This is a genomic window from Methylobacterium sp. J-090 (assembly GCF_022829345.1).
Lineage (GTDB): Bacteria > Pseudomonadota > Alphaproteobacteria > Rhizobiales > Beijerinckiaceae > Methylobacterium.
Genome location: NZ_JAKSXV010000031.1, coordinates 112844 through 139153 on the forward strand (window position 1 = coordinate 112844; position 26310 = coordinate 139153).

The 26310-nt window shown below is 71.8% G+C and carries 26 protein-coding genes and 4 pseudogenes; 8 read left to right on the forward strand and 22 right to left on the reverse strand.

The window, feature by feature from the left end:
• Positions 1-241: 241 nt before the first annotated feature.
• Positions 242-1273 (reverse strand): tyrosine recombinase XerC, encoded by a 1032-nt coding sequence (locus MKK49_RS04980; RefSeq protein ID WP_244026953.1) that lies wholly within the window; start codon positions 1271-1273, stop codon positions 242-244.
• A 140-nt stretch (positions 1274-1413) separates the two neighbouring features.
• On the opposite strand from MKK49_RS04980, the gene MKK49_RS04985 reads away from it, so the two are divergent.
• Positions 1414-2004, forward strand: a complete 591-nt coding sequence (locus MKK49_RS04985; protein ID WP_244026954.1) for a histidine phosphatase family protein — start codon at positions 1414-1416, stop codon at positions 2002-2004.
• Between the two features lie 7 nt (positions 2005-2011).
• Here MKK49_RS04985 and MKK49_RS04990 read toward each other — a convergent pair whose 3' ends face one another.
• From MKK49_RS04990 to MKK49_RS05025, 8 genes are all read right to left on the reverse strand, one after another.
• Positions 2012-2959 carry a nickel/cobalt transporter gene (locus MKK49_RS04990; RefSeq protein WP_244026983.1) on the reverse strand — a complete coding sequence of 316 codons (948 nt, stop codon included), beginning with the start codon at positions 2957-2959 and terminating at the stop codon, positions 2012-2014.
• Positions 2960-3006: 47 nt separating this feature from the next.
• The gene (locus tag MKK49_RS04995) at positions 3007-3681 is read right to left on the reverse strand and encodes a DUF1007 family protein (protein WP_244026955.1); all 675 of its coding nucleotides are present in this window, start codon (positions 3679-3681) and stop codon (positions 3007-3009) included.
• A 155-nt stretch (positions 3682-3836) separates the two neighbouring features.
• Positions 3837-4172: a hypothetical protein gene (locus tag MKK49_RS05000; protein ID WP_244026956.1), complete on the reverse strand. Its 336-nt coding sequence runs from the start codon at positions 4170-4172 to the stop codon at positions 3837-3839.
• 269 nt (positions 4173-4441) lie between these two features.
• On the reverse strand, positions 4442-4927 hold the full coding sequence (locus MKK49_RS05005) for a cytochrome c-type biogenesis protein CcmH (protein ID WP_244026957.1): 486 nt from the start codon (positions 4925-4927) through the stop codon (positions 4442-4444).
• Positions 4924-6927 carry a heme lyase CcmF/NrfE family subunit gene (locus tag MKK49_RS05010; RefSeq protein ID WP_244026958.1) on the reverse strand — a complete coding sequence of 668 codons (2004 nt, stop codon included), beginning with the start codon at positions 6925-6927 and terminating at the stop codon, positions 4924-4926. The genes MKK49_RS05005 and MKK49_RS05010 overlap by 4 nt, the downstream gene beginning before the upstream one ends.
• A 31-nt stretch (positions 6928-6958) precedes the next feature.
• Entirely contained in the window at positions 6959-7513 is a 555-nt protein-coding gene (gene ccmE, locus MKK49_RS05015) for a cytochrome c maturation protein CcmE (protein ID WP_244026959.1), read from the reverse strand.
• 215 nt (positions 7514-7728) lie between these two features.
• The gene (ccmI, locus tag MKK49_RS05020) at positions 7729-9354 is read right to left on the reverse strand and encodes a c-type cytochrome biogenesis protein CcmI (RefSeq protein WP_244026960.1); all 1626 of its coding nucleotides are present in this window, start codon (positions 9352-9354) and stop codon (positions 7729-7731) included.
• Between the two features lie 154 nt (positions 9355-9508).
• Complete coding sequence (locus tag MKK49_RS05025) at positions 9509-10930, reverse strand: sensor histidine kinase (protein WP_244026961.1); 1422 nt, start codon at positions 10928-10930, stop codon at positions 9509-9511.
• A 130-nt stretch (positions 10931-11060) separates the two neighbouring features.
• On the opposite strand from MKK49_RS05025, the gene MKK49_RS05030 reads away from it, so the two are divergent.
• Together MKK49_RS05030 and MKK49_RS05035 are read left to right on the forward strand one after the other, a co-directional pair.
• A complete protein-coding gene (locus tag MKK49_RS05030; RefSeq protein WP_244026962.1) occupies positions 11061-11300 on the forward strand; it encodes a type II toxin-antitoxin system VapB family antitoxin in 240 nt (79 codons plus the stop codon).
• Positions 11301-11702 carry a type II toxin-antitoxin system VapC family toxin gene (locus MKK49_RS05035; RefSeq protein WP_244026963.1) on the forward strand — a complete coding sequence of 134 codons (402 nt, stop codon included), beginning with the start codon at positions 11301-11303 and terminating at the stop codon, positions 11700-11702.
• A gap of 2 nt (positions 11703-11704) precedes the next feature.
• On the opposite strand, the gene MKK49_RS05040 is transcribed toward MKK49_RS05035, so the two are convergent.
• From MKK49_RS05040 to MKK49_RS05065, 6 genes are all read right to left on the reverse strand, one after another.
• Positions 11705-12382: a response regulator transcription factor gene (locus MKK49_RS05040; protein ID WP_244026964.1), complete on the reverse strand. Its 678-nt coding sequence runs from the start codon at positions 12380-12382 to the stop codon at positions 11705-11707.
• A 28-nt stretch (positions 12383-12410) separates the two neighbouring features.
• Positions 12411-12776: a PepSY domain-containing protein gene (locus MKK49_RS05045; protein WP_244026965.1), complete on the reverse strand. Its 366-nt coding sequence runs from the start codon at positions 12774-12776 to the stop codon at positions 12411-12413.
• 98 nt (positions 12777-12874) lie between these two features.
• Positions 12875-13078: a hypothetical protein gene (locus tag MKK49_RS05050; protein WP_244026966.1), complete on the reverse strand. Its 204-nt coding sequence runs from the start codon at positions 13076-13078 to the stop codon at positions 12875-12877.
• A 13-nt stretch (positions 13079-13091) separates the two neighbouring features.
• A complete protein-coding gene (locus MKK49_RS05055) occupies positions 13092-13445 on the reverse strand; it encodes a hypothetical protein (RefSeq protein WP_244026967.1) in 354 nt (117 codons plus the stop codon).
• 25 nt (positions 13446-13470) lie between these two features.
• Entirely contained in the window at positions 13471-13983 is a 513-nt protein-coding gene (locus MKK49_RS05060) for a hypothetical protein (RefSeq protein ID WP_244026968.1), read from the reverse strand.
• A gap of 31 nt (positions 13984-14014) precedes the next feature.
• The gene (locus MKK49_RS05065; protein ID WP_244026969.1) at positions 14015-14629 is read right to left on the reverse strand and encodes a lysozyme; all 615 of its coding nucleotides are present in this window, start codon (positions 14627-14629) and stop codon (positions 14015-14017) included.
• A gap of 121 nt (positions 14630-14750) precedes the next feature.
• Here MKK49_RS05065 and MKK49_RS05070 point away from each other — a divergent pair, with 121 nt between their 5' ends.
• Positions 14751-15053, forward strand: a complete 303-nt coding sequence (locus MKK49_RS05070; protein WP_244026970.1) for a hypothetical protein — start codon at positions 14751-14753, stop codon at positions 15051-15053.
• A gap of 4 nt (positions 15054-15057) precedes the next feature.
• Here MKK49_RS05070 and MKK49_RS05075 read toward each other — a convergent pair whose 3' ends face one another.
• Genes MKK49_RS05075 through MKK49_RS05085 form a run of 3 tightly spaced genes read right to left on the reverse strand, consistent with a single transcriptional unit; the run spans position 15058 to position 21001 of the window.
• On the reverse strand, positions 15058-16620 hold the full coding sequence (locus MKK49_RS05075) for a DUF2793 domain-containing protein (RefSeq protein ID WP_244026971.1): 1563 nt from the start codon (positions 16618-16620) through the stop codon (positions 15058-15060).
• A gap of 35 nt (positions 16621-16655) precedes the next feature.
• Complete coding sequence (locus tag MKK49_RS05080) at positions 16656-20525, reverse strand: glycoside hydrolase/phage tail family protein (RefSeq protein ID WP_244026972.1); 3870 nt, start codon at positions 20523-20525, stop codon at positions 16656-16658.
• A gap of 29 nt (positions 20526-20554) precedes the next feature.
• Entirely contained in the window at positions 20555-21001 is a 447-nt protein-coding gene (locus MKK49_RS05085; RefSeq protein ID WP_244026973.1) for a DMT family transporter, read from the reverse strand.
• Between the two features lie 108 nt (positions 21002-21109).
• Here MKK49_RS05085 and MKK49_RS05090 point away from each other — a divergent pair, with 108 nt between their 5' ends.
• Positions 21110-22003 carry a LysR family transcriptional regulator gene (locus tag MKK49_RS05090; RefSeq protein ID WP_244026974.1) on the forward strand — a complete coding sequence of 298 codons (894 nt, stop codon included), beginning with the start codon at positions 21110-21112 and terminating at the stop codon, positions 22001-22003.
• Between the two features lie 35 nt (positions 22004-22038).
• Here MKK49_RS05090 and MKK49_RS05095 read toward each other — a convergent pair whose 3' ends face one another.
• Complete coding sequence (locus MKK49_RS05095) at positions 22039-23013, reverse strand: helix-turn-helix domain-containing protein (RefSeq protein WP_279595330.1); 975 nt, start codon at positions 23011-23013, stop codon at positions 22039-22041.
• 437 nt (positions 23014-23450) lie between these two features.
• Between MKK49_RS05095 and MKK49_RS05100 the strand changes: the two genes are divergently transcribed.
• The gene (locus MKK49_RS05100; protein ID WP_244026976.1) at positions 23451-23939 is read left to right on the forward strand and encodes a MucR family transcriptional regulator; all 489 of its coding nucleotides are present in this window, start codon (positions 23451-23453) and stop codon (positions 23937-23939) included.
• A gap of 49 nt (positions 23940-23988) precedes the next feature.
• Here the strand turns inward: MKK49_RS05100 and MKK49_RS05105 are convergent.
• Positions 23989-24246: pseudogene (locus MKK49_RS05105) on the reverse strand (peptidase P60); the annotation flags it as partial.
• A 161-nt stretch (positions 24247-24407) separates the two neighbouring features.
• On the opposite strand from MKK49_RS05105, the pseudogene MKK49_RS24760 reads away from it, so the two are divergent.
• Positions 24408-24539 (forward strand): annotated as a pseudogene (locus tag MKK49_RS24760) (phage tail tube protein); the annotation flags it as partial.
• A gap of 406 nt (positions 24540-24945) precedes the next feature.
• Positions 24946-25971, forward strand: a complete 1026-nt coding sequence (locus MKK49_RS05110; RefSeq protein ID WP_244026977.1) for an NAD(P)H-binding protein — start codon at positions 24946-24948, stop codon at positions 25969-25971.
• Here MKK49_RS05110 and MKK49_RS05115 read toward each other — a convergent pair.
• Together MKK49_RS05115 and MKK49_RS05120 are read right to left on the reverse strand one after the other, a co-directional pair.
• Positions 25911-26102, reverse strand: a pseudogene (locus tag MKK49_RS05115) (methyltransferase type 11); the annotation flags it as partial. The gene MKK49_RS05110 and the pseudogene MKK49_RS05115 sit on opposite strands and share 61 nt — an antisense overlap.
• Positions 26103-26112: 10 nt before the next feature.
• Positions 26113-26310 (reverse strand): annotated as a pseudogene (locus MKK49_RS05120) (Mu transposase domain-containing protein); the annotation flags it as partial.

The following is a 26310-nucleotide window of genomic DNA, read 5'->3' on the forward strand; positions in this document are numbered from 1 at the left end:
CATGCGCCATCGAAACAATGCACGATCACAATCGCCGCCCGCTGATTAACAGGACGTTTATTTTTGCGCCGATAACTCAACTAAAATACGAACAATGCACCTTTCGTGATAGTCGGCGTTCGCCTGATCGCCGGGTGGAAATCGGCCGCATCGCGAAGCAAGCGAAGGGCTTCCGCACAGGGCGCCGGCGCCTCCAAAACCCTGCTGTGGCTCGCCTTTCGGCGAACCGGCATCCGCCGCGTCAGGCGATGCCCGAACGACGACGCGGCGTTCCCGCCCGCGGATGGGCGGCGTCGAAGGCGTCCATCAGCCGGGCGGCATCGACCTTGGTGTAGAGCTGGGTCGTCGAGAGCGAGGCGTGGCCCAAGAGTTCCTGGATCGCCCGCAGCTCGCCCTGGCGGCCGAGCAGGTGGGTGGCGAAGGAGTGGCGCAGGGCATGCGGCGTCGCGCTCGGGGGGAGGCCCAGCGCCCCGCGCATGGCGGCGACGGCGTACTGGATGATGCGGGGCGAGAGCGGCCCGCCCTTGGCGCCGACGAACAGGGGTCCCTCCGGGTCGAGGGAATAGGGGCAGGCGCTGAGATAGGCCGCCACCGCCGCTTGCACGGCGGGCAGCACCGGCACCATCCGCATCTTGGCGCCCTTGCCGGTGACGGTGATGGAATCCGTGCCCGGCCCGGGTGCGTCCTTGGCGGTGAGGCCGAGCGCCTCCGAGATGCGAAGCCCCGAGCCGTAGAGCAGCGCGATCACCGCCGCGTCGCGGGCGATGATCCAGGGCTCGCGGTCCTCGCCGTCCCGAAGGGCCGTGCCGGTCATGGCCTTCGCGGCGGGGATCGGGATCGGCCGGGGCAGGCGGCGCTCCACCTTGGGCGAGCGCACGGCGCCGAGCGCGGCCACGGTGCCGTGGCCCTCGCGGGCGAGGTGGCGGGCAAACGAGCGCAGGCCCGCGAGCTGGCGCATGAGCGAGCGCCCGCCGATGCCCTCGGCCCGGCGCGCCGCCAGGAACCCGCGCAGGTCGCGGGGTTTGAGGCCGACGAGGCCGGGAATGTCGGGCCGCCCGTGGCGGGCTTGCCGGTGGGCGAGGAACTGGCGCAGGTCGCGGGCATAGGCTTGCGCCGTGTTGCCGGCCATCCGGCGCTCGCGCAGCAATTCGTCCTGCCAAGTGCCGAACGCGTCCTGGAGGGCGATGTCGCCGGGGAAGGCCAGAGTCTCGGAGATGCGCAAGGCGTCCAGGGAGGCCAAGGTGTCCGGCGGGGGCGGCGTGGGCTGGAGCATGGGATCGTCCGGCGGGTTCGGCCCCCACTCAACGCCCACTCGGTTGACGCTCCGTTAGGGCGCGGTGCGACGTCGCCCTTTCCGCATCACGGCGCGCCGCCTATCTCGGCCATAGCTCCCGCCCTCCACATCGGACCTCCATGACCCCGACGCGCATCGTCTGCATCCGCCACGGCGAATCGACCTTCAACGCCGCCCACCGCCTCACGGGGCGCGACCCCGGCCACATCGATGCCCGCCTGACCGAGCGCGGACTGGCCCAGGTCGCGGCCGCCCGCGCCGGGCTCCACGACATCGCCTTCGACCTCGTGGTGACCTCGCCCCTGACCCGGGCGATCCAGACCACCAAGGGCATCTTTTCCGGCCACCCGGCCGAACCGAAGATTCTCGTCGAGGTGCTGCACCGGGAATGCCAGGAGAGCAGCTGCGACATGGGCCGGGCCGCCTCCGTGCTCGCGGCCGAGTTTCCCGATGTCGCCGTCGATCACCTGCCCGAGATCTGGTGGCACGCGGAGGGGGAGCCCGATGCCGACGGCATCCACGTCGAGCCCCGCACCCTGTTCGACGCCCGCGTCGCCGACTTTCGCGATTGGCTCGCGGCGCGGCGCGAGCGCACCATCGCGGTGGTCGGCCACGGCACGTTCTTCTTCCACCTGACCGGCGTGTGGCTCGACAACTGCGAGACCGTCGAACTCGACCTCGGCACCGACCGGATCACCCGGCGCGCCTGAGGGCGTCCTAGCCGCCCGACCCGAAGGCGAGGCCGGTGAGCATGGCCACGCCGAGCACCAGCACGAAGGCACCGGCAAGGAGTTCGAGGCCGGTCACCGCGCGGATGCCCGCCACGCCGCGCCCGCCGGCCAGGCGCAGGGCGAGCGCCTTGGCGAAGACGGCGACGCTCGCCAACACGCCCGTGGTCAGCGCCGTGCCGAGCGCCATGGCGAAGGTCGCGGCGATGCCGGCCCAGAGCATGTTCTGGGACACGGAGAAGACGAGGATGAGGACCGCCCCGGCGCAGGGGCGCGACCCGGCGGCCAGCACCACCCCCGCCCGCTCGCGCCAGGTGCCGAGGCGGGCCAGGGCCGCCCCGTCGGTGAGGTGGACGTGGCCGCAATCCGGGCCGCAGGCGCCCGCCTCGTGCCAGAGGGCGGCGAGGCGCCCGGCCTTGCGCCAGGTCACCGCGAGGCCGAGCAGAGCCACGAGGGCGAAGCTCACGGTCTCGATGAGCGTGCCGGCCCGGGTCATGCCGGCGGCGGTGGCGTTGAGGAGCAGGCTGCCGATGCCGACGATGGCCACCGCGACGAAGGCTTGCAGCAGGGCGGCGGCGAAGCTGAGGGAGAAGCCGCGGGCGAGGGCGCGTTCCCCGGCGACGATGTAGCCGGCGATGACCGCCTTGCCGTGGCCGGGGCCGGCGGCGTGGAACACGCCGTAGCTGAAGCCGAGCAGCAGCATCGGCCCCCAGGCGCCGCCGGCCTTGATCCCCTGGAGCGCGCCCTGGAGGCTGCGCGAAAAGCTCGCCTGGAGGGCCAGGATCCAGCCGCCGAGGCCGTTGGCCGAGGGCGCCGCCTCGCGAAAGCCGATGCCGAAGGGCGAGCGCGGCGCAGGCGCCGCGACATCCGGCCCGAGGGCGAGCATGAGGGCGGTGAGCAGCCCGGCGGCCAGCGCCGTCGCGCCGACGGCCAGCATCAGGCGCCGGCCGAGAAGCCCCGGCGGCCGCGCCGCCACGGCGGCGCCTAAGGACACGCGACGATGATCCGGTTGGCGAACTGGCTGCCGTAATTCGCCGAGGCGGTCAGCGCCTCGAAGAACGCCTCCGACATGCCGGGCTTGGCGTCCGCCGTCTTGGCCACCTCCGGCTTCGGGCGGGTCAGGGAGGCGGCGCAGCCGTTGGGCGCGCCCGTGAGGCGGGCGGCGTCGGCATCCTCGGACAGGCCGAAGGCGACGAAGTAGGTCGGATCGTACACCTCGATGGCCGCCACGCCGCGTCCCTGCGCCACCGGCGTCTTGAGGGGCAGGAGGAAGGTGAGGGTGAGCTTGCCGCCCTCCATGGCCATGCGCGGCTCGGTGGGATCGGCGAAGAGCTGCTCCTTGCCGGCGACCTTGAGCTTGGTGAAGTAGCCGAACTCGGCCAGGTTCGCGGTGTTCTCCCGCGCCAGGGACGACAGCTCGTCGGGCGAGAAGACGCCGTCACCGTTGGTGTCGAGACCCTGGACCACGAAGGCCGAGTAGGAGGCGTCGAAGGTCCAGGCGTTGCGGATGCCGGTGACGCGCCCGCCCTCGCCGTAGGCGATCTCGGCCTTCGTCGTGACCCAGACATGGGGATGCGCCTCGGCCGGATGGGCGAGGGCAGCGCTCGCGGCCAGGGCGGCGAGACCGGTCAGGAAGCGTTTGGGCGAAGCGGTCGGCATGGCACGGGACGCTCGCGAATCGTGGTGAAGAAAGCGTAAACGCCGCCCTTCGCCACGCGTGGGCCGGTCCCATCCATTCCGGTTCAGTGGGGCGAAAGCGAGGCGCCCCCACGGAGCCCCCGGCCCGGTCAAGCCGAGCCGGGGGGAGAGGCGGATCAGTCGGCCGAGGCGACGTCGACCCGGTCGCCGCGGCGCGAGAACGCGATGGTGGTCTCGCGGCCATCGGCGCCGAGCGCCCCCGGCACCGAGAGGTGCACGGTCTGGTCGGCGTTCAGCGTCGTGATCATGCGGATCACCTGCGGCTGCTCGGCACCGGAATTGACCGTCGCCAGGGTCGCGACAACGCGGTAGCCGTCCTTGGTGTGGGTGTAATACGCCGTGCCCCGGAACGCGGCGAGGTCGATGGAGATCGGCTTGGCGACCTGGAGTTCGGTGGCCTGCGCGGCCGGGGCGGCGAGGACGAGGGCGGCGGCGAGGAGAGCGTTGCGCATGGGAAAAGGCCTGTGCGGTTACTGTCCGCCGGGAGTGCCCGAACGGAGAGCCGGTTGCACCGGGAGACCGCACTATGCCGGGATCATTGTGCAGTGCGAAGACAGATCTTTTGCAATGCGAAAATGCTTGAAACGCATAGCTCGATCAGAATAGCGCTGCATCATGCCTTCAGTGCATTTTAATGCAGCAGGCATGGCGCGCGGTTGGCCAACGGCCAGCCCTGACGAATTGTTATCCACGGGAGCTGGAACAGGCGCGCGGCCGCCGTTCAATCCCGCCGGGTCAGGGCTGCGATCTCGGCCTCATCGGCGGCGCTGAGGCCCTGCTCGGCGGGGGCGGTGCGCCGGCGGGACAGGCGCCACAGGCCGACGATCCCGAGGCCGATGGCGGCGAGCGGCGTCAGCCACAGGAGCAGGGTGTGGGCGGCGAAGACCGGGCGCAGGAGCACGTACTCGCCGTAGCGCCCGACCACGTAGGATTCCACCTGGGGGTCGGTGTCGCCGGCCTGGAGGCGCTCGCGCACGATGACGCGCAGATCCCGGGCCAGCGGCGCATCGGAATCGTCGATGGACTGGTTCTGGCACACGAGGCAGCGCAGGCCGGCCGAGATCTCCCGCGCCCGCGCCTCCAGGCCTGCGTCCTTCAGCACCTCGTCGGGCTGGACCGCCCACGCCCCGCCGAGGGGGACAAGGGCGCCGCTGATCGAAGCAAAGGCCAGGAGCAGCGCGAGGGCGAGGCGCGGGGCGCGGCTCATTCCGCCGCCGCCATGCCGGCGGGCACGGGCCTCGTCCTGGCCTTGGCCGGGGCGCCGACCCGCATGCGCCGGTCGGTGAGCGAGACCGCGCCGCCGAGCGCCATCACCACGGCGCCGAGCCAGATCAGCAGCACCAGGGGCTTGTAGTACAGGCGCAGGCCGATGCTGCCTTCGGGCATCACCTCGCCGAGACTCGCGTAGACCTGGCTGACGCCGAGGGTGAGGAGGCCGGATTCGGTCACCGTCATCTTGCGGCTCGGGTAGAAGCGCTTGCCCGTCTCGACGGTGCCGATCATGTCGCCGGCCGTGTTGCGGATGGTGAGGAAGGCCGTGGTCTCGGAATAGTTCTCGCCCATGCGCGGACCGACCCGGTCGAGGGTGGCGACGTAGGGCCCCGACGCCAGGGACTCGCCGGGTTTCAGGGTCTTGAGCCCCTCCGTCGCCCAGCCTTGCGCCGCGATGCCGAGCACGACCACGCCGACGCCCGCATGGGCCAGCGCCGTGCCCCAGGCCGAGCGCGGCAGGCCGATGGCCCGGCGCCAGACCACGCCGGCCTTGCGGGTCCGGCTGGCGCCGTAGCCCCGCGCCCGCGAGACGATCTCCAGCACGGAGCCGATGACGAGGTAGGCGCCGAGACCGATGCCGACGGGGGCCATCATCGGGCCGCCCCAGGTGTAGGCGAGGGTGGCGAGCCCCACCACGAGGGCGAAGGCGAGGGCCGCGAACAGGCGCTGGGCGGCGGCGTGCACGTCTCCGCGCTTCCACGCCAGGGTCTGGCCGAAGGGCACGATGAGGAGCAGCGGGATCGCCAGCGGAATGAAGGTGTAGTTGAAGAAGGGCGGCCCCACGGAGATCTTCTCCGCCGTGAGCATCTCGAGCAGCAGCGGATAGAGCGTGCCGACGAACACCGTGGCGCAGGCGGCCGCGAGGAACAGGTTGTTCATCACGAGCGCCCCCTCGCGGGAGATCGGCGCGAACAGGCCGCCCTGGCGCAGCATCGGCGCGCGCCACGCGAACAGGGTCAGCGAGCCGCCGATGAACAGGATCAGGATCGCGAGGATGAAGATGCCGCGCGTCGGGTCGGTGGCGAAGGAATGCACCGAGGTCAGCACGCCGGACCGCACGATGAAGGTGCCGAGCAGGGAGAGCGAGAAGGTCAGGATGGCGAGCAGCACCGTCCAGACCTTGAGCGCGTCGCGCTTCTCCATCACCACGGTGGAGTGCAGCAGTGCCGTGCCGGCGAGCCACGGCATCAGCGAGGCGTTCTCCACCGGGTCCCAGAACCACCAGCCGCCCCAGCCGAGCTCGTAATAGGCCCAGTACGAGCCCATGGCGATGCCGAGCGTCAGGAAGCTCCAGGCGGTGAGCGTCCACGGCCGCACGGCCCTGGCCCAGACGGCGTCGATGCGCCCGTCGATGAGGGCCGCGATGGCGAAGGCGAAGGTGATCGAGAACCCGACATAGCCGACGTAGAGGAGCGGCGGGTGGATCGCGAGGCCGAAATCCTGCAGCAGCGGGTTGAGGTCGTTGCCCTCGGGCGGGGCCGGGCTAACCCGGGCGAACGGGTTCGAGGTCGTGATGATGAACAGCACGAACACGAAGGTGATCAGGCCCTGGACCGCGAGGGTGTTGGCCCGCAGCGTCGGCGGCACGGACTCGCGCGCGACCGCCACCAGCGCCCCGAACAGGGCGAGGATGAGGACCCAGAGCAGCATCGAGCCCTCGTGGTTCCCCCACACGCCCGACAGCTTGTAGAGGAAGGGTTTGGCCGTGTGCGAGTTCTCGACCACGTTCTGGACCGAGAAGTCCGAGGTGGCGTGGGCGTAGGTGAGCGCCCCGAAGCTGAACAGGATGCAGGCGAAGGTGCCGAGCGCGGCCGGCGTCGCCACGGCGCGCAGGGCCTGATCGCCCGAGCGGGCGGCCCAGACCGGCATCACCGCCTGGACGACGGAGAGGGCGAGCGCCAGGGCGAGGGCGAAGTGACCGACTTCGATCAGCACGGGGTTGCGTCCTTCCGGGGGAGCTTGCGCATCATCGCTCGCTGCGCTGGCCGAGTGTCTTGTCGGTGATGGCCGTGCTGGCGTCGGCGGGCTTGGCAGGCGCGGGCTTGGCAGGGGCAGGCTTGGAATCGTCGGGCTTCTCGACCATGCCCTTGCCCTCCTGCCAACGGCCCTGCGCCTTGAGGGCGTCGGCGACCTCGCGGGGCATGTAGGATTCGTCGTGCTTGGCCAGCACCGTGTCGGCGCGGAACAGGCCGCCCGGCTCGAGGCGGCCCTCCGCCACGATGCCCTGGCCCTCGCGGAACAGGTCGGGCAGCAGGCCGCGATACGCCACCTGCACGGTGGCGTTGGTGTCGGTCACGGCGAATTCCACGGTCTGGTCCGGTCCGCGCTGGAGCGATCCGTCCTTGACGAGGCCGCCGAGGCGGAACCGCGTGCCGGGCGCGACGCCCTGCGCGGCGACCTCCGTCGGCGAGCGGAAGAACACGATCGACCCGCTCATGGCCGACAGGATCAGGCCGAGCGCCAGGGCCAGCACGGCGCCGCAGGCACTGATGAGGATGAGGCGGCGGCTCTTGCGGGTCACGCGGGTTGTCCCGTCTCGGTTGGGGCGTCACGGGCGCCGGCGGTGGGCTCTTTCACCGCTGGTGGACGTGATCGTCTCTGGAATGAGCGTAAGGAACGGTGTCGGACGCCCCGCCGCCCGGGTCAAGGTCGGCGGCCGGGACGGATTGTCAGGGGCGGCCCTCGATCGGGGATAGACTTCGATCAGGGGCGACTTTTGATCGAGCCAACCTTCGATCAAGGCCCGGGCTGGGCGTTCAGCCCGAGTTCGCGCCCGAGTTCGTCGAGGCGCTCTTTCGCCTGGGGCTCGGGGCTCTGCGCCATCCGCGCCCGGTCGAGGGCCTGGAGCGCCTGGGTGCGCTCGCCCAGCACCGCGTAGGAGCGCACGAGGCGCAGCCAGTCGTCGATGGTCCCGCCCTTGGCGGCCAGGCGCCGATCGAGCCCCGCGACCATGCCGCGGATGGCGGCATCCCGCTCAGCCGCCGGCATGGCCTTCACGGCGGCCACCGCCGCCTCGGTGCCGGCCCTGGCGGCATCGTTCTGGGTGCCCCCGTCCCTGGTTGCATCCTTGGTTGCGTCCTTGGCGCCCGCCTTCGCGGCCTCGCCACGCTCCCGATCGGCTTTGGCGGGATCGGTCTTGGCGGTATCGGCCTTGGCGGGATCAGGTGTGCCGGGATCGGTCTTGCCCGCTTCGACCGGGTTCGTCAGTCCGAATTCCTTGGCCAGGGCATCGAGGCCCTGGAGCGCCGTCGCGTCGGAAGCCAGGGCCGCGCGCGCGCGGACCAGGGCCCCGGCGGCCTTGTCGCGGTCCCCGAGCACGGCGAGGGAGCGCACGAGGCGCAGCCATTCGTCCGCCGTGCCGCCCTTCTCGGACAGGCGCTGGTCGAGGCCGGCGACCATGCCGCGGATGGCGGCGTTCCGGCCCTCCGGCGGCAGCGCCTGCAGGGACGCGGCCGCGCCCGGCTCCGGCGCCGCGCCGGCCCCCGGCCGGGCGGCTTCGGATTTCGGGGGGGCCTCGCCCTTCAGGCGGGCGAGGTTGTCCCGGACCACGGGGAGCCACGGCGCGTCGGCGGTCGCGGTCGCGGCCAGTGCGTCGAGTCGCTCGATGGCCAGCGGAATGTCGCCGTCGAGTTCGGCCGCGCGGGCGAGGTAGAACCGGGGCTTGGCCGCGGTGCCGTCGAGGGCGACGGCGCGCTCGAACAGGGTCTTGGCCTGGGGCGAGATCACGCCATTGTTGCCGGCGATGAGCGCCTCGCCCCAATCGGACAGGCGTTGCGGGGTCTCGCCGAGGGTGCGCGCGGCGGCCTCGTAGGCGTGCGCCGCATCGTCGAACCGGCCCATCCGCATGTAGACGGGGGCGAGCACGGCCCAGCCGCGCCCGTCCGTGGGATTGCTGGCGAGGCGCGCCTCGATCTGACCGATGGCGTTGAGGAGTTCCTGGCCGCCGTTCTCCGCCGCCTGCCGCTCGGCCGCACCCTGGGCCGGCATGTGGGGCGAGCCGTAGATCCCATAGGCGATGAGGGCCACGAGCGGGATCGTCGAGAGGGCGAAGGCGGAGGCCGCGCGGCGCTGGCGCAGGGCCGGTTCGGCGATGCCGGGGACGAGGGGCACGCCCACGCGGTTGGCCCGCAGCAGGCGCCGGCCGGCTTCCGTGCGTGCGGCCTCGGCCTCGGGCGCGGCGATGAGGCCGCGCGCAAGGTCGCGCTCGATCTCGCGCAGCTGGTCCTCGTAGAACCCCGTCTCCGTCGCCATGGCACCGGCATCCGGCGCCGCCGACGGATTGGTCCGACGCGACATCGGCCAGAGCAGGGCGAGCACCGCCGCACCGGTCATGAACGCCAGAATGAACCAGAGTGCCGTCATCACGCCTCAAGATACTGTGCGCCCGCATGTAAGGCCACGCTCGGGCTCCTACGATGCGGATTTCCGGTGACACGGTGTCACGCGAAGGACGGCGCCCGGCCAACCTTAACCGTACGGAGCGGGCTGGCAAATGGCAGCCGGGATCGGATTCACCCTAAGCGTGCGGCGCGGCGCCGGCCGGCGCGTCGCCCGGGACCTCGATCACCGCGCGAAGTCCCCCGAGGCTCGCCGCCTCCAGGCGGAACCGCCCGCGATAGAGAGCGGCGAGATCGGCGACGATGGAGAGGCCGAGGCCGGAGCCCGGCTTGGTCTCGTCGAGGCGCCGGCCCCGCCCGAGGACGGCGGCGCGGTCCTCGGGGGCGAGGCCCGGTCCGTCATCCTCGATGGACACCAGCAGGTGGGGATAATCGTCCTGCGCCACCGCCTCGGCCCGGATCGAGACCCGGCCGGCGGCCCATTTCGAGGCGTTGTCGACGAGGTTGCCGATCATTTCCTCGAAGTCCTGGCGCTCGCCGCGAAAGCGCAGGCCCGGCGGCACGTGGACGGCGTAGGCGATGTCCTTGTCGCGGTAGATCTTGCCGAAGGTGCGCACCAGCCCGGCCAGCGCCGGCTCGACCTCCGTGGAGGTGCCGAGCGTTCCGGCGAGCGCGGCCGCCCGCGCCCGGTCGAGGTGATAGTTCACCTGATCGCGCATCACGGCGGCCTGCTCGCGGATCTTGGCGGAGAGGTCGCCGGGGGCGTCGGCCGCGCAGACCTCGTTGACGATGATCGAGAGCGGCGTCTTCAGGGCGTGGGCGAGGTTGCCGACCTGGGTGCGGGCGCGCTCCAGGATCTCGCGGTTGGTCTCGATGAGGAGGTTCACCTCGCCGGCCAAGGGCGCGATGTCGCGCGGATACTCGCCGGTGATGCGGTCGGACTCGCCCCGGCGGATGGCGCCGAGCGCGGTGCGGAGCTTGGCCAGCGGCGCCAGGCCGAAGCGGATCTGCAGGAGGGTGGTGAGCGCGAGCGACAGGCCCAGCAGCCCGAAGGTCACCATCAGGGAGAAGCGGAAGCGCCCGACATCGTTGGCGATCTCGTCGGCCGGGCCGGCGACCCGCACGGTGTAGCGGCCCTCCTCGCCGAGGTCGACGTCGCGCTCGATGATCCGCAACGGCCGTTCGTCCTGGGCCCGGCCGTAGCCCTGGCGGATCTGGCCGACCCCGGCCTTGGTGTCGGGCGTGCTGGCGGGCTTGAGCGGCACGCCGACGAGGGAGCGCGAGGTCCGCAGGTCGCGGGGCTTCGCGTCGGGCCGTCCGATCTGCCAGTACCAGCCCGACAGGGGCAGGTCGAAGCGCGGATCGCTCAAGGTGAAGGACCGGCTCTCGGGATCGTTGGGCGAGACGAGGTCGGTGGCGAGGTTGTTGGCGTAGACGAGCAGGCGGCTGTCGAACGCCCGCTCGGTGTTTTCGCGATACAGCGTGGTGAGGATTCCCGCGGCGATGAGCAGGATCGCCGAACTCGCCAGCAGCGCGGAGGTGGCGAGCCGCACGGCGATGGAGCGCCGGCGCAGGGGAAGCCAGGCGGGAAACGGGCTCATGCTGGAAACGGGCTCATGCCGGTGGCATCGTCATGGTGGATTCGCCCCGGACGCGTGGCTGCGCGGTGGTTCCGCGATGGTTGAAAGATGCCGCGTTCCGTCTGTACATCATCCGAACGGAGATTCGACGATGAGCCTCGATATCCACGATCCCGAGACCGAGCGGCTCGTCCAGACCCTGGCGACGCGCCGGGGGCTTTCGTCGGACGAGGCGATCAAGCTCGCCGTCGGCAACGAATTGCGGCGGGAGGACGAGACGCAGAGTCTCTGGGAGCGGATTCGGCCGATCCAGGATCGCGTTCTCTCTCGTCCGGCGACGGGTCTCGAAGCCGACAAGGCGTTCTACGACGCGCTCAGCGGCAATCCGTAGATGTTCGTCGACGCTTCGGCTTTCGTGGCGATGATCCTTCGTGAGCCGGAGGCACAGGCTCTGGCCGACCGGCTCGAGGCGGCCCCGGCACCCATCACCTCGGCCCTGGCCGTCTACGAGACCGTGCTGGCCATTGCGCGCCAGCGCGGCGGCGGCGTCGCGGCGGCACGGGAGGATGTCCGGTTGATTCTCGAGGCCGCACGGGTCCGCGTCGTCTCCATCACCCCCGAGGATGCGGAAGGCGCCCTCGACGCCTTCATGCGCTACGGCAAGGGCCAGGGACACCCGGCACAGCTCAACATGGGTGATTGTTTCGCCTACGCTTCGGCGCGAGGCCACCGGGTGCCGCTGCTCTTCAAGGGCAACGATTTTTCGCACACGGACCTGGCGCCGCGCGAATAGGCTCAGACCCGTGGCGGCGGCTGCGTCGGGTCCACGAGATAGCCCAGACCCCGCACGGTCTGGATCAGGTCCACGGCGAGCTTCTTGCGCAGGCGTCCGACGAACACCTCGATGGTGTTGGAATCGCGGTCGAAATCCTGGTCGTAGAGGTGCTCGGTGAGTTCGGCGCGCGACACCACCCGGCCGGTGTGGTGCATCAGGTAGGACAGCAGCCGGTACTCGTGGCTCGTGAGCTTGACGGGGTTGCCGTCGACGAACACCCGGCCCGAGCGGGTGTCGAGGACGACGGGGCCGCAGGCGATCTGGCTCGTGGCGTGGCCGGCGGCGCGCCGAAGGAGGGCGCGCACGCGGGCGAGGAGCTCCTCCATGTGGAAGGGCTTCGTCACGTAGTCGTCGGCGCCGGCGTCGAAGCCGTCGACCTTGTCCGACCAGCGGTCGCGGGCGGTCAGGATGATGACGGGCGTCTTGATCCCGGCCCGGCGCCACTTCTGCAGAACGCTGACCCCGTCGGCCTTGGGCAGGCCCATGTCGAGGATGATGGCGTCGTAGGGCTCGCTCTCGCCGAGATAGCCGCCCTCCTCGCCGTCGAAGGCCTTGTCGGCGACGTAGCCGGCCTCTTCCAGGGCGGTGACCACCTGCCGGTTGATGTCCCGGTCATCCTCGACGACGAGCAGACGCACGGTCCCGTACTCCTCTTTAACGTTGTTCTCAGGGGCCGCTGACTTCGCCCGTGGTGGCATCGACCATGACGTGGACGAACTGTCCGTCCCGGCGAAGGGCCGTGAGCAGGTAGACCAGGGCGTCGTCGTGCCGGCACAGGCGTGCCCGCTGGATCTCGGCGCGGGGAATGACCTTGCGCGCGGCCCGGATGGCGGCCACGGGCTCGATCACCCGCTTGTCGGCCACGGCCTCGCGCAGGTCGGCGGCGTTGAGGCAGGTGTCGGGGCGCGGCACCGCCTGCACCGGGGCGATGGCGGCGGTCCCGAGGTTCTCCTCGGCCTGCGTGCCGATCGAGCCCGTCGCGAAACCCGCGACGGCGAGGCCGATCAGCAACAGGGCGAGGAGGATACGCATGAGCCACGGGATAGGGAGGGGGCACTGAATGCGCCGTGAATGCCGGTGCAAGCGGAGCCGGCGCGGTTCGGTTCCACGTCGACCCTCACGGGGCCGGCTCACAGGGCCGGGCCTGTCGGGGCGGCGAGGCGCTCCAGGGCCGCCTGCAGGGCGGCGCTGACGAGGATCTCCCCGTCGACATGGTCGAGGGCGGCCTTGCGAAGGGCGATGGTCGAGAGGTCGAACCGCCGCCGGGCCGCGCCGAGGCGCGCGCGGGCCGCCCGGTTCCGGGCCGGATCGACGGTGAGGGGGAAGCGCGGCATGGGAACCCTTCGTTCAGGAGCGGATGACGGGGCGCTCCTCGCCGAGGCGGCGCAGGATCGCGTCGAGCTTTTCGCGGGTGCGCTCGTCGCCGCGCTCGACGCCCCGGGCCATCTCGCTCACCAGCCGCGAGAGATCCTCGAGGACCCGGGTGCGGCTCTCCAGGGCGGCGGCCACGGCCGCGTTGGTGTGCGAGGCCCGCTCCAGCGCGGTGGCCGTGGCGCCGGTGTCGCCGATGCGCGCTTCCTGGGCGCGCACGGTCTCGCGGTGGAGGTGGAGGCAGGCGAGGCCGAGCAGCACGGCGACGACCCAACCGGCCCCGTCGTGGGAGAACAGCAGGCGCGCGGCCTCCAGGGCGAGCTTGTCCATGGCGACCCTCCGCGGAGTCTTGCCGTCAGGGTGTCGGGCGCCCCGTCCGCGCTGCCTCCAGGGCCGGCCGCAGGGTGTTGGCGATCGTGGCCTCCTCCGTGAGCGGCAGGCTGCGAAAGACCTTCTCGGCGAGGCCCGTACGCCCGCCGGCCGCGCGCACGAGCCAGGCCGGCGCCTCGTCGAGGCCGCGCTGCACCGCCCGGGCGATGACCGCCGAGCCCACGGGGACGCTGAGCGTCCGCCCGCGCACGGCGCCCGCCACGGCATTGACGGCGTAGTCGCCGACGTTGCGCACCAGCCGCTCCACCAGGGTGGTGGTGACGAGGGCGCGGAGCGGCCCGGCGAGGCGCGCCAGGGCCGCCGTCGCGGCGGTGACGGCCAGCGGCAGGATGAGCCCGGTGACCGCCTGGGCGGCCGCCGCGACGGCGTCGCCCCACGGGACGATCACGCTGGCAGGGTCGAGGCCGGCGGCGGCGGCGGGACTCGAGATTAGGGCGAGGACGAGGGCGGCGCGGTGCGGCATCAGCAGACGGGACATCGTTCGGGTCTCCGGGGTTGGGGCGGGGAAGTCAGGCGCGGGGGCGTCCGCCGAGGGCGACCCAGATTCGGGCGAGCCAGCCCGGCCCGGGTCCGGCCGGCGCCACGCCGGGCAGGCGCGGCACCGTGCGGCGCGTGGCCGGACGGGCGGGCGCGATCTCGGCCGGTGCCGGGATGGGGGTCGCGTCGGTGCGCCGGGCCCGGGGCAGCGCCACGGCGTAGGGGGTCTGGAACTGGTCCTGCTCGGCGCCCCGGCGCGGGATCAGCGTGGCCGGCCGGTCCCACATCATCATCGCCTGCGCCGCCCCGGCGGCGTCGCCGTCGTCGAGGCGCCGCACCAGGGTGGAGCGGGCGAAGGCCGCCGGGCCGATGTTGAAGCACAGGGAGACGAGCGCGTCGAAGCTGTGTTGCGGCAGGGGACGGCGCACCGCCGCCCGCACGGACGCGACGAAGCGGACCACGTCGCGGTCGAACACCGCGTCGCACTCGGCCGGGGTCAGGGCGAGGCCCGGGGTGACCAGCGGCGGCCCGGCCGCGCTGGTGTGGCCGATCCCGATGGTCCAGATACCGACGGAATCGCGGTAGGCGTGGAGCCGCCGCCCCTCGCGGGCGACGAGCACGGCCTTGCCGATGGCGCTGAGGTCCATGGAACACTCCGGATCGTGAGGGGGGACGGCGGTGCGCGCGGAACGGAAGGGCGCGTCCGGCGGTTCGTTCGGGCAAGGGCCCGACGCCCGCCCGGAGGCGGGGGATGCGAGGAACTCGATCATGACGCGATCACGGATCATCGCCCGTTGCGCCGCCGGCGGCCTCGCCGCGGGCCTGCTGCTCGCGGGCGCGGGCGGTGCCGAGGCTCAGAACAGCAGCAGCGGCAGCGGCCTGACGCCGTTCGCCACGGAAAGCGGCAACGACCGCTCGGCCGGCGTCAACAACGGCAACTACCAGCCGCCGCGCTACGGCTATCCGGGGGCCTACGGCGCGCCGCGCGGCTACGGGCGCCCGGTCTACGGCCGCCCGGACGACGGATACGCGCCCCGCCGGTCGGCGCCGTATTACGGCTACCCGTACTGAGGCCTCACGCGAGACCGACGCCCGAAAAGTCGCTGTCGGCGGCGGCGACGTAGCCGTCGGCGCCCGTGAACAGGGCGTGGACCGTGATCGCGTCGCCGGCCGCCAGCGCCACGAGGGCGAAAAGGCCCACCGTCGAGACGCCGTCGACGGGTCCCCCGACGCCCCGGCGGGTGCCGTCGAGGGCGACGCCGTTGCGGTGGAAGCGGGCCTGCAGGGAGGCCGGCGCGCTGGTGCCGTTGCGCTTGAACGCGAGGCCCGCCGCGAGGGTGTAGACCCCCGCCTCGGGAACGACGAAGGCGCTGTCGGCGGCGCGGAACAGGCCCTGGTCGTTGAGGGCGCCGGTGTTGAAGCCGATCCGCGTCCAGACGCCCACGCCGACGTAATTGTCGAAGCTCGTCGTGGCCCGGAAGCGGGCGAGGTTGGTGAGGCGCGACCACGCGGCGCCGGTGCAGCCCCGGAAGGCGCCCGCGGTGCTGTCGAACACGATCTGCCCCGGCGCCGTGCCGGCACCCGGCACGCCGGCGCGGGCCACGAGTTCGAGGGCGCCGTTGGCCCGCACCTTCACCACCGGGCGCGGAACGGTGCCGCCGAGAGCCGTGGTCTCGACGGCGATCCCGGTGCCCTGGGCATCGGCGGAAAAGTCCTCCTCGGCCACGCCCCGCAGGGTCAGGCGTCCCTCCGCGAGGCCGCCCGCGTGAAACCCGCCGCCGGAGAGGCCGATGAGGCAATCCCCGGCGCGGATCGGCAGGGGCGCCTGCCGGCTACCCCGGCCGATGCGACCCTCGATCATGCTCCCCGTCGCCCCGGCGCCGTAGGCATCGAGGCACAGGCCCGGCCCCGCGCCGTCCCGCGCCACGTGGAGGGGCGCGCGCGCCGCCGCGGCGCCGGGAGCCGCCAGGGCGCCGAGGCCGAGATGGCCGGTCGCCGGATCGGCCCGCCACGCGCCGTGCCACGCCGCCCCGTCGGGCGAGACCTTGAGGCCGACGGCGTCCTCGCCCAGGAGCCCGAGTTCGGCCCGGCCGGAAAAGGCGTCCTGGAACAGGAGCGCCACGGCGTTGGCCGACGCCGCCTTGTTGAGAACCACGGCGAGGCTGCCGCTGCCGCCCTCGGCCGGGTCGCGGGCGCTCCACAGGGCGCGGTCGAGCCTGGCCGCGAACGGCGTGCCGGCCTCCGCCTCCGTGCCGAGGCCGAGGGCGGTCACGTTGCGCAACGTCCGCAGGCCGTCGAGGAGGCGGCTCCACCGCGTGCCGTCGAAGCGGTAGAACGCGTCCTCGTCGGCCACGTACGCGAGCCAGCCTGACCGGGGGACGAGGCCGGTCCAGACGCCATCGCCGAACACGGCGACCTGGCCCGACAGGCCCGCCCAGGCTCCGGTCGGGTTCTGCGCCACCACGAGATAGCGGTCGCCGTCCGCCGGGCTGGCGGGCGGTTCGGACACATCCTTGTCGCGGCAGGCGAGGTGGATGAGCGCGTCGAGGGCCAGGAGCGCCTCGTTGTGGGTGACGTGCTTGCCGGCCTGCCCCCCCGCGAGGAGCGGCAGGGCGAGGTGTGGGGTGGTCTGCGCCATGGGCGGCCTCCTGTCGGACTTCTCGAGAACGGGCATCACGCCGCGCGGATCGGCACCCGCGCCCGCAGGGCCGGGGCCGGACCGGTGAGGGTGCCCAGGGGAACGACGCCGGCATCGAGGGCCGTCTGGGGAGCGCCGAAATCCGCCGCCTCGTCGGCGTAGAGAAGGGACGGCCCCGTCGCCTCCAGGCTGCGCAGGACCGTCCCGCCAGGGCCGTGGATGTCGATGCGGTAGCCCTGCACCAGGGGATCGGGCGGCACGTCGGTCGGCTCCCAGGCATCGCCGTCGCGCCGGACCCGGCGGGTCCACGTCAGGCGAATACCCTGCCCCTCGCGCCGCGCCCGGAGGTGGACGGGGGCCAGCGGCCGGTAGGGAGCCACGCCCGCGGTGGCGACGCGCTCGACGAAGAGCGGGTCGGCCGGATCGCGGGTGGCCGGGCCGATGCGGTAGCGGAACGGCCGGCCGACCTCGTCGAGGCGGGCGACGAGGGGCACCAGAGCCTCGTCGAGGCGCACGATCAGGCTGCCGGGGGGCAGCGTCCGACTGGCCGCCCCCTCGCTGCCCCCGAGCCCCCGCAGGAGACGGGTGAGGCGGTAGGTGTCCGGGCCGGTGAGGGTCACGCCCGCCGCCGCCACGATCTCGACGGCGCCCTCGGCCCCGACCAGGGCGAAGCGGTTGACGCCGGCCAGCGCGGCGGCGTCCGAGACGGCGGCGAGGCCGCCCGCGACCCCGAGACGGACGTCGAGGCGGGCCGCCCGGTCGAAGCGCCAGAGCGGGCCGGGCGGCAGCGGCGTCAGGGTCTGCCCGAGGCAGGCCGGGTGATCGACGAGGGTGTGGAGCGCCAGCGGCCCATCGTCCTCGGCCCGCCACACGGCGATCTCGCCGGGCCACGGCTCGGCCCGCACGGCGAGAACCTGGAGCGGTGTCGGATCCCCCGCGTCGAGGGGCAGATCGAGGATCGCCGCGAAGGGTGGCCCGGCGAGCGCCGGCGGCGTCCGGCGCGGGGCCGTATCCGGGCGTTCGCCCGTCCGCGCGGCGCGGCCGTGCCGGGGCACCGCCCGGGTCTCGATCCGGCGCCCGGCGGGGCCGTCGGCGATGCGGACGATGCGGTGCGGGGCGGCCTCGCCCGGAAGGCGCAAGAGGTCGCCGGGTTCGAGGTCGATCCGGCGCGGGCTCAAGGAGAACGCGGCGGTGTCGCGGGCGGCGAGGTCGGCGTCGAGCATGGCTTCCGCCAGGGCCTCGCCTTGCGCGCGCCGCGTCACCACGGCGGCCTCGAACCGGACCTCGCGCCGCCGCGCGCCCGTGGGGCGTGAGGCGGCGGCGGTGATCCGGCGATAGGCGCCGCCCTCGGCATCGGTCACGGTGACCTCGAGGGACCGGGGCAGCTCCGACTCCTCGGCCCGCACCAGGGCGAGGGGCGCCGCGTCGGAGGCGGCCACGAGGTCCCCGGCCGGAACCGGCCGCGGCGCCTCGGATCGCGGCCCCCGGACCGTGAGGGTTCCGGCCACCGCCGAGACGTCGAGGCCGTAGAGCCGGGCCAGGGGTTCGAGGGCGGCCCGCGCCGAGAGCGGCCGGTCGATCACGTAGCCGTCGAGCTGGGCCGCGCCGGTGATCCGCGCCGGCACAGCGACGCCGCAATCGGCCAGGATCGCGGCCACCAGCCGGTCGAGTTCGAGCCCCTCGATCCGGCCGGTGATCCAGTGCCCGACGGACCAGTTGCCGGCATCCGCCCACACGGTGTCGAAATCCGGGAACGCCGGGTAGGGCCGCGCGTCCCAACACCAGACGAAGACGGAGTCCGGCGGCACCATCGGGCCGCCATAGGTGGCCGAGACCGGGTTGTGGGCGGGCACGAAGCCCGGCGCTTCGGGATCGAACCGCTCCAGGATGGCGGTGAGGCCGCGGGCCTGGATCAGGTCGTCGCGGGTGCCGTTCGAGAACGGCGGCGATGCGCTCTCGGCGGATTTCGGGTCGGGGAACACGTTGGGGCCGTTGGTGCCCTTGTCGACGGCCGGCACGCCGATCTCGGTGAGCCAGATCGGCTTGCCCTCCGGAACCCAGGCGGTCCGGCGGGTCTCGACGCCGCCGTCCCGCTCCCAGTGCGGGTTGCCCCACCAGCCGACGAGGTCCTTGGCGCGGAACACCCACGGCTTGCCCTGGGCGCCGTCGGTGATGGGGGTGCGCACCTGCGCGCTCCTGTCGGCGTCGCCGGCATAGTACCAGTCGAAGGCCTCGCCCGCGCCGAGGCGCGCCTTGAGATAGGCCCGGTCGTAGGGGGAATCGGCTTGCGTGAGGTCGGCATGGTCCGGCCCGTCGCGCCAGTCGGTGATGGGCGGGTAGTAGTCGATGCCGACCGCGTGGATCGCCGGATCGGCGAACAGGGCATCGAGGGGGAACCGCACGGTCTCACCGCCGTCGCGGACATGGGCGCCGTACTCGGTCCAGTCGGCGGCGTAGACGAGGGGCACGCCGACCCCGAGGCGGTCGCGCACGGCGTGGGCGAGCGCCCGGAAGCCGTCCACGGCCGGGTAGGTGTCCCCCGCACCCCGCACGCGGGTGAGGCCGACGCATTCGGAGCCGACGATGAAGCCGGCGAGCGGCACGGCCCAGCCGGCGGCCAGATCCGCGTAGTGCAGGACGAGGGTCCGGTACGCAGCGAAGAACGCCGCGACCTGGGCGGCGGCGATCGCCGTGCCGTCCGGGCTCCCGGGCAGGCCGGGGGCGGGATCGCAGGTGATGCGCCCGCGCCAGGGATAGGACGGCTGGCCGCGGGCCTGCGGGTCGCGGGGATCGGGCAGGGTGTTGCCGCGCGCGACATCCATCATCAGGAACGGGTAGAGCACCACACCCAGGCCCCGCCGGTGGAGCTCGGACACCAGGCGGGTGAGGCCGGCATCCGACGGGGTGCCGCCATACGCCGGGTGGCCGTCGGGCGTGGTCGAGACGAGGCCGGCCTGCGCGCGGGGGAGGCCGGCGACGCGCCAGGCATCGCCCGTCGTCACCTTGGTGGCGTTGTCGACCTTGGGCGCCACCGTGCAATGCCCGGCGCGCAGGTCGTCGCCGAACCAGCTCGCCACCACGGAGACGCGTCTCAGGTTCGGGCACAGGGCCTGGAGGGCATCGAGCGACGCGATCACGTCGGTGACGCCCTGGAGCTGGAAGCGGTTGGCCGGCCGCGTCGCACCGTAGCCGGCCGCCTCGGTGACGGGGGCGGGGTCGAGGCCGAATTCCGTCGAACCGGGGATCAGGCACACGGCCCGCACCCTTTCGGCGAGTCCCGCCACGGGTCGCACCACCTCGAAGGCGAATTGCGGCACCCGGTTGCCGAACTCGGCCAAGCCCAGACGCTCGAACACGATGTAGGCGAGGCCGCGATAGGCCGGGGCGGTGCCCTCCTTGGCCACGATGAGCGGGTCGGGCGCCTGGTCGGCCCCGCCCCGGTGCAGGCGGTAGGTGAGCGTGGTGAGGTCGAGTTCGCGCCCGTCGGCCCAGATCCGGCGGACTTGGGCGACGGGCCCCTCGCACAGGCCGATGGCGAGGTCGACGGAGTAGGCGTAGGCCGTGCGCACGGTCTTCTGACCGCCGCCGCCCTTGGCGGCCGTGCCCGCCCGCTCGACGCTGGTGTTGGCGACCTCCAGGGGGCGTGTCGCCCAGATCAGGGTTCCGCCGAGGCGGGCGCGGCCGTAGAGCCGGGGGATCGGATCGCCCTCCGTCGAGGTCAGGCCGGCCACCTCCGTGAGGCGCGGCCCCTCGACGACGCGCGGGCCGGAGCCGCCGCCGAACAGGGCGCCGTCGATCCCCGAGCCCGCCGCCGCGCCCAAGGCCGAGCCGATGATCCCCCCGATGGGGCCGCCGAGGGCGGTGCCGGCCGCCGCTCCGGCGGTTTGCAGGATCAGCGTGGCCATGGCGGGCTCCGGCGTTGGGGGAGAAGGCCTCAGCGCCGGATCAGGATCACCCCGCCGATGAGGAGGGCGACGCCGAGGCAGCGCGGGCCGTCGAGGTGGCGTTGGGCGAGGCCCATCCATCCGAAATGGTCGAACGCGACGGAGGCGAGCATCTGGCCCGCGACGAGCAGCGCCATGAACGTCCCGGCCCCGAGGACCGGCACGAGGACGATGGCGAGCCCGATGAAGAGCGCCCCGAAGGCCCCGCCGCTCCAGGCCCACCACGGCACGCGGGCCGCCGCGGCCCAGGCGGGGAGGGGATCGCGGAGCGCCAGCGCCAGCAGCCCCATGCAGGCGAGCCCGACGCCGTAGCTCACGAGCCCCGCCCAGGCGGCCGAGCCGAGGGCGACGCGCAGGTTCGCGTTCAGCCCCTGCTGGATCACGATGCCGACCCCCGCCACGGCGGCGAGAAACGGGGCAAGCAGGGCGGTGAGCATGGGCGACCTCGCGGACATCGCCGGCATCCTCGGCGCGGCCCGCCTTGACAACCATCGCAGCGCCATGCCGTCAAATGCCGGAGTCACCCGTTTCCATGCGGATCAGGCATGATGAACCCGGCCCAGATCGACCTCTTCCGCGCCGTGCTGCGCCATGGCGGGATGACGCGGGCGGCGGCGGCCTTGGGCATCGGCCAGCCCCATGTCAGCCGCGCCATCGCGCAGCTCGAGGCCGGGCTCGGCTTCGCGCTGTTCGTGCGCGGGCACGGCAGCGCCCGGCCGACGCGAGAGGGCGCTGCCTTCGCCCGGGAGGTCGAGCGGACCTATGCGGGCCTCGATCACCTCGCCGAGGCCGCCCGCCAGATCCGCGAACTCGGCACCGGACCCCTCCGGGTCGCCTGCCAGCCGTCGCTCGCCGCCCGGCTGGTGCCCCGGGCGATCCGCCGCCTCGTGGCCGAGCATCCCGGCGCCCGGGTGGCGCTGCACGTGCCGAGCCCCGACACGATCTGGGCCTGGGCCGCTTCGGGCCAGTGCGACCTCGGACTGGCGCGCCCGCGCGCCGGCTACACCGGGGTGGTGGCCGAGCCGTTCCTCACCGTCGACGCGGTCTGCGCGCTGCCGCGCGGGCATCGCCTCGCCCGGCAGCGCGCGATCGAGGTCGCGGATCTGGCCGGGGAGCCGATGATCTCGGGCGGTGTCGGCGCCTTTCAGGAGACCGTCGAGGCGCGCTTCAGGGAGGCGGGACTCGCGCCCCATTTCCCGTTCCTGGCGCAGTACACGGCGGCGCGCTGCGGCCTCGTCGCCGAGGGGCTGGGTCTCGCCATCGTCGATCCGGTGCCGGCCCGGGACCTGAGTCTGCCCATCGTCCTGCGCCCGCTCGCCCCCCGCCTGTCCATCGAGACGTGGCTGCTGCGCCCGGCGGAGCGCCCGCTGGGGCATCCGGCGCAGCGGCTCGTCGCCCTCCTGAGGGAGGAGCGCGACGCGCTGACGTCGCGCCGCTGATGCCGCCCTCCGGGGGGCGAGGGCGCTTCCCGTCGTCAGCGCTGCCGCGCCGACGCGGCTTCCAGGCCGGCCGCGTGGCGATACTCCCTCGGCGTCATCCCGAAGCGGTCCTTGAACCGGCGGGAGAAATGCGCCTGGCTGGAGAAACCGCATCCGTGCGCGAGCAGGCCGACGGAGAGGTGGCCACATCCGGGATCGGTCAGGCGCAGGGCCGCCACCTCGAGCCGCCGCCGCCAGATCCAGTCGGAGATGTGCCGGCCGCGCTCGTGGAACAGCGCCTGGAGCCGCCGCAGGGATACGCCGACGGCGGCCGCGAGGTGGGGTGGATCGAGGGTCGGATCGTGCAGGTTGGTCTCGATGTAGGCCTTGGCCCGCTGCACCACGAGATTGCCGTGCACATGGGTCGGAACGTCCCGCGCCATGCGCTCGGCGATGCTGGCGACCAGCAGGTCGATGCCGATCGAGGACATGCGCGTGGCGGTCTCGGGATCGAGCCGTTCGTGGATCAGGATCAGTTCGTCGAAGAACGTCCGGACCAGGGACGCGCTGGCCTGTTCCGATCCGATGTTCAGGGCCGCGAATAGGCGCGCCGGGCCGAGCATCGATTCCAGTCGGTCCGCGGGAATCTCGAGGAAGAGCGCCTTGCTGTCGTCGCTCGACTCCGTCGAGCCCGGCCTGCGATCGAGGACGACGATGTCGCCGGGCCGTTGAATCGCCTCCCGATCGTCGCGGGCGAAGGTCGAGACGCCCGACAGCATGATCGCGACGGTGACCGTCGCCTCCTTCTCGCTTCGACGGAGCGCCTCGGTCGTGAGCCTGGTTCGCGTCGCGCCCGAGGACACGCGGGTCACCAGCAGGGACCCGAGATCCGCGGCCTCGATCTCCCCTTCGAAAGGCCGGTCCCCGATCTTGGTGATCTCGAGCGGAGACAACCTGTCGTAGATCGTCTCGCGCCATACACGAAAAGCGTCCGGCTTCCGGACCAATGCTGTCGACAAGAGCGTGCGCAATTGTTTCGTGCCCCGGCAATGCCTCTCTTGCGCATGATAGGCAAAACAATCCGCGTCTTCGTGCAAAAATCAGGCCAATTTTGTGATATAAATGCTTTCAATCGAAGGATTGCTTCGCCTTGTCGATCAGCCGATTGCGGATGAATAGACGAACGAAAAGACATCGAATCTTTGATTGTCGGCGAATGTATCTATGGAAAACACAAATGTTAGTCGTCCAATATAGGTGCCGTCGATCAGCGATGATCCGCTCCGAACGGTAATCCCGTCAATCCATGACCTTTCCGCGCGGGTGCACGGAAGCATCCGTTGCCGACTGCTTTCATGGAACGCCGTGCCGGAACCGTATCGACCGGCGCCGACGAGGAGTCCTCATGGAACCTCATCGGATCGGCCGGACCCCCAACACTCCTCGTTCGTGCACACTGGACCACACCATGACTGACCACCGGCACGCCGCGACCGCCGCCTGTATTGATCTCACGGAAAAGGTGGTCTCGGCCTACCTGTCGAACAACGCCATCCAGGCGGTCGAACTTCCGGTCCTGATCCGGAACGTCTGCGTCGCCCTGATGGATCTGGAGGATCGCGACGCCCGGGGGGACACGTCCGAGGACAAGTTCGAGAAACTCAAGCCGGCCCAGGTCCGCAAGTCGATCACGCCGGACGGACTCGTCAGTTTCATCGACGGCAAGTCCTACAAGACGTTGAAGCGCCATCTCACCAAGCACGGGATGGACCCGGATACCTACCGGGAGCGCTTCGGGCTGCCGATGGATTACCCGATGGTCGCCCCGTCCTACGCGGCCAACCGCTCCGCCCTGGCGATCGCGAGCGGGTTCGGCACGAAGGAACGCTATCCGCGCCAGACGCCGGATCGGACCCTGCCGCGGCCCCAGGCCACGCGCAAGGCCGCGGCGGCCTAGGGGGCGCTGCGACGAAGGGGGCGATCCGTTCGCGCGATGCCGGGCGTGGTCATCCTCCGGCCGCGCCGACCGGCCCCTCCGGAAACCGGAACGCGTGCGTGCAATGCCGCCGCCACCAGCGGGTGAGGGCCACTTCGGTGACGGCCGCGCCGTCATGGGCGTGGATCATCGTGGCTCCGCCGCTCCCTCGGTTCGCCACGATGGCGCAGTGGCGGGCCGGCAGGTGGGCGCGGAAGGAAAACAGCAGGACGTCGCCGGGTTGCGGGTCGCCCAGCGGTACCGGCACGAGGTGGCTGTAAAGTGCAGCAAAGTGCTGCCATTAGCTACGGGTGTTCTGCCATCCCGTGAGGTGTAGTTTGCTATCTTGCTAAGAAAAAAGAGGTTTTTCCGAGCTTGGCGGTATCTTCGAGTCGCGGCGCGCATTCTAGGTCGTGTCGCGATCGGGCTTTGGCAGCCAATGACACTGGCCTGGTGCCGGCGTTCGGGACCCTGTTGGGGCCGTTCCAGATCGCGAGTCTGGAATACCGCGGCGATCACGCCGGCGAGGTCACCTTCGACCTGTCCTCGCCCGGCAAAAGGTCCGCAAAACGCGCTTCTTAGCCCGCAGGTTGACGCGGAGTTGGCCCACTCGTGGGAAAGGCACCGCCTTTGACCGAACCGATGAGCCGATCGACCTCGACTGCTTGCGTACCGCGCTGATTTCCAGATTGGCATTTTGCACCTCCTTGAATGGCAGCCTGCCGCGCGCTCGTTTCACGCTATCTGCGGTCCATCATCGAGATCGGCGCAGGAGGCCCCGAGCGCGTCCACGAGGTACGCGGACGGCGCGTCGCCCCGGCGGAGGGCTGGCCCTGACAGCAGAGCTGCCGCTGCCGTCCCAAGCGAATCACCCAGGGGATGGCTGGCCCGTCAGATCCAGACCGGTAGAGTCACCGTAGCGGCGGCGCTTCACGCACCGTAACCGCGACTGGCGAGCTTGAATGGCGAAGCGCCGGCTGGATGGACCATGACCGCAAACCGGCTGGATAGCGGGAAACCGCGCCGTGTCCTCGTTCTTGGGGCGACGGGCACCATCGGCCGGGCGACCGTGCGCGCTCTGGTGTCACGCGGTCACGAGGTCGTCTGTCTCGTACGGCGCTCAACCGCGACCGCGATCCCCATAAATTCGGTCGAACCGCCAAGGGTATCCGCAGGTGCCACTCAGCGGATCGCGGACTTGACCGATCCGTCGTCGCTGGCGCGCGATGGGATCCGGGGTGAATCCTTCGACGTCCTGGTGTCGTGCCTCGCGTCGCGTACCGGATTGCCTGAGGATGCCTGGGCGATCGATTATGGTGCGCACGTGAGCGCCCTTCACGCCAGCAGAGCCGCGGGTGTCACGCATGTCGTGCTGCTGTCAGCGATCTGTGTCCAGAAACCCGTCCTCGCGTTTCAGCACGCCAAGCTCGCCTTCGAAGCGGTGCTGGTCGCGTCGGGCCTGGATTACACGATCGTGCGGCCGACGGCGTTCTTCAAATCGCTCTCGGGGCAGATCGAGCGCGTGAAACGCGGCAAGCCGTTTCTCGTTTTTGGCGATGGAACACTGACGGCCTGCAAGCCGATCAGCGACGACGATCTGGGCCGCTACCTCGCGGACTGCCTCGACGACGGCGAACGGCGCAATCGCATTCTGCCGATTGGCGGTCCGGCCGAAGCGATCACCCCCAGAGCACAGGGCGAGGCGCTTTTCGCATTACTGGGGCGAAAGCCGCGCTTCACGCACGTCCCGGTGCTGCTGCTGGACATCATCGTCACCGTCCTGGGGATGATGGGACGATGGGTGCCGGCTCTGGCAGCGAAAGCGGAACTCGCTCGGATCGGCCGCTACTACGCCACCGAATCCATGCTCGTGCTCGATCCAGCGACCGGGCGATACGATGCGGAGGGTACACCCTCCACGGGGTCGGAGACGCTCTTCGACCATTATGCGCACGTGACCCAACTCGACATCAGGTCGAGAATGCGGCCGCCGGGCGGCAGGTGCGCGCGGTAGAGGTCGGTGACGGCGTCAACGGCTGCGTCGTCGATATGGGTGACGAAACGCGGCTGGGCATAGAACAGGGCGTCCGGTGTTTGATCCTGCTTGGCGAACGCTTCGGGGGGCAGTCTTGGAAGATTGCTCATCAGGATCCCCGATCTCGACGCGCTCGGCGTAGGCCCGCACCTCGACCGGCCGACCGATGGCCGAGGCCATGACCGAGTAACGGTTGTTGTCGAAGCGCACGAGGCAGGTCGTGGACACCGAGGCGGTGATGGCGTGGAAGCCGTCGAAGCGGCCGGCATAGGGAACGAAGGCTGCCCGCTCGATCTCGAACCGCTCCCAGACGGTGTG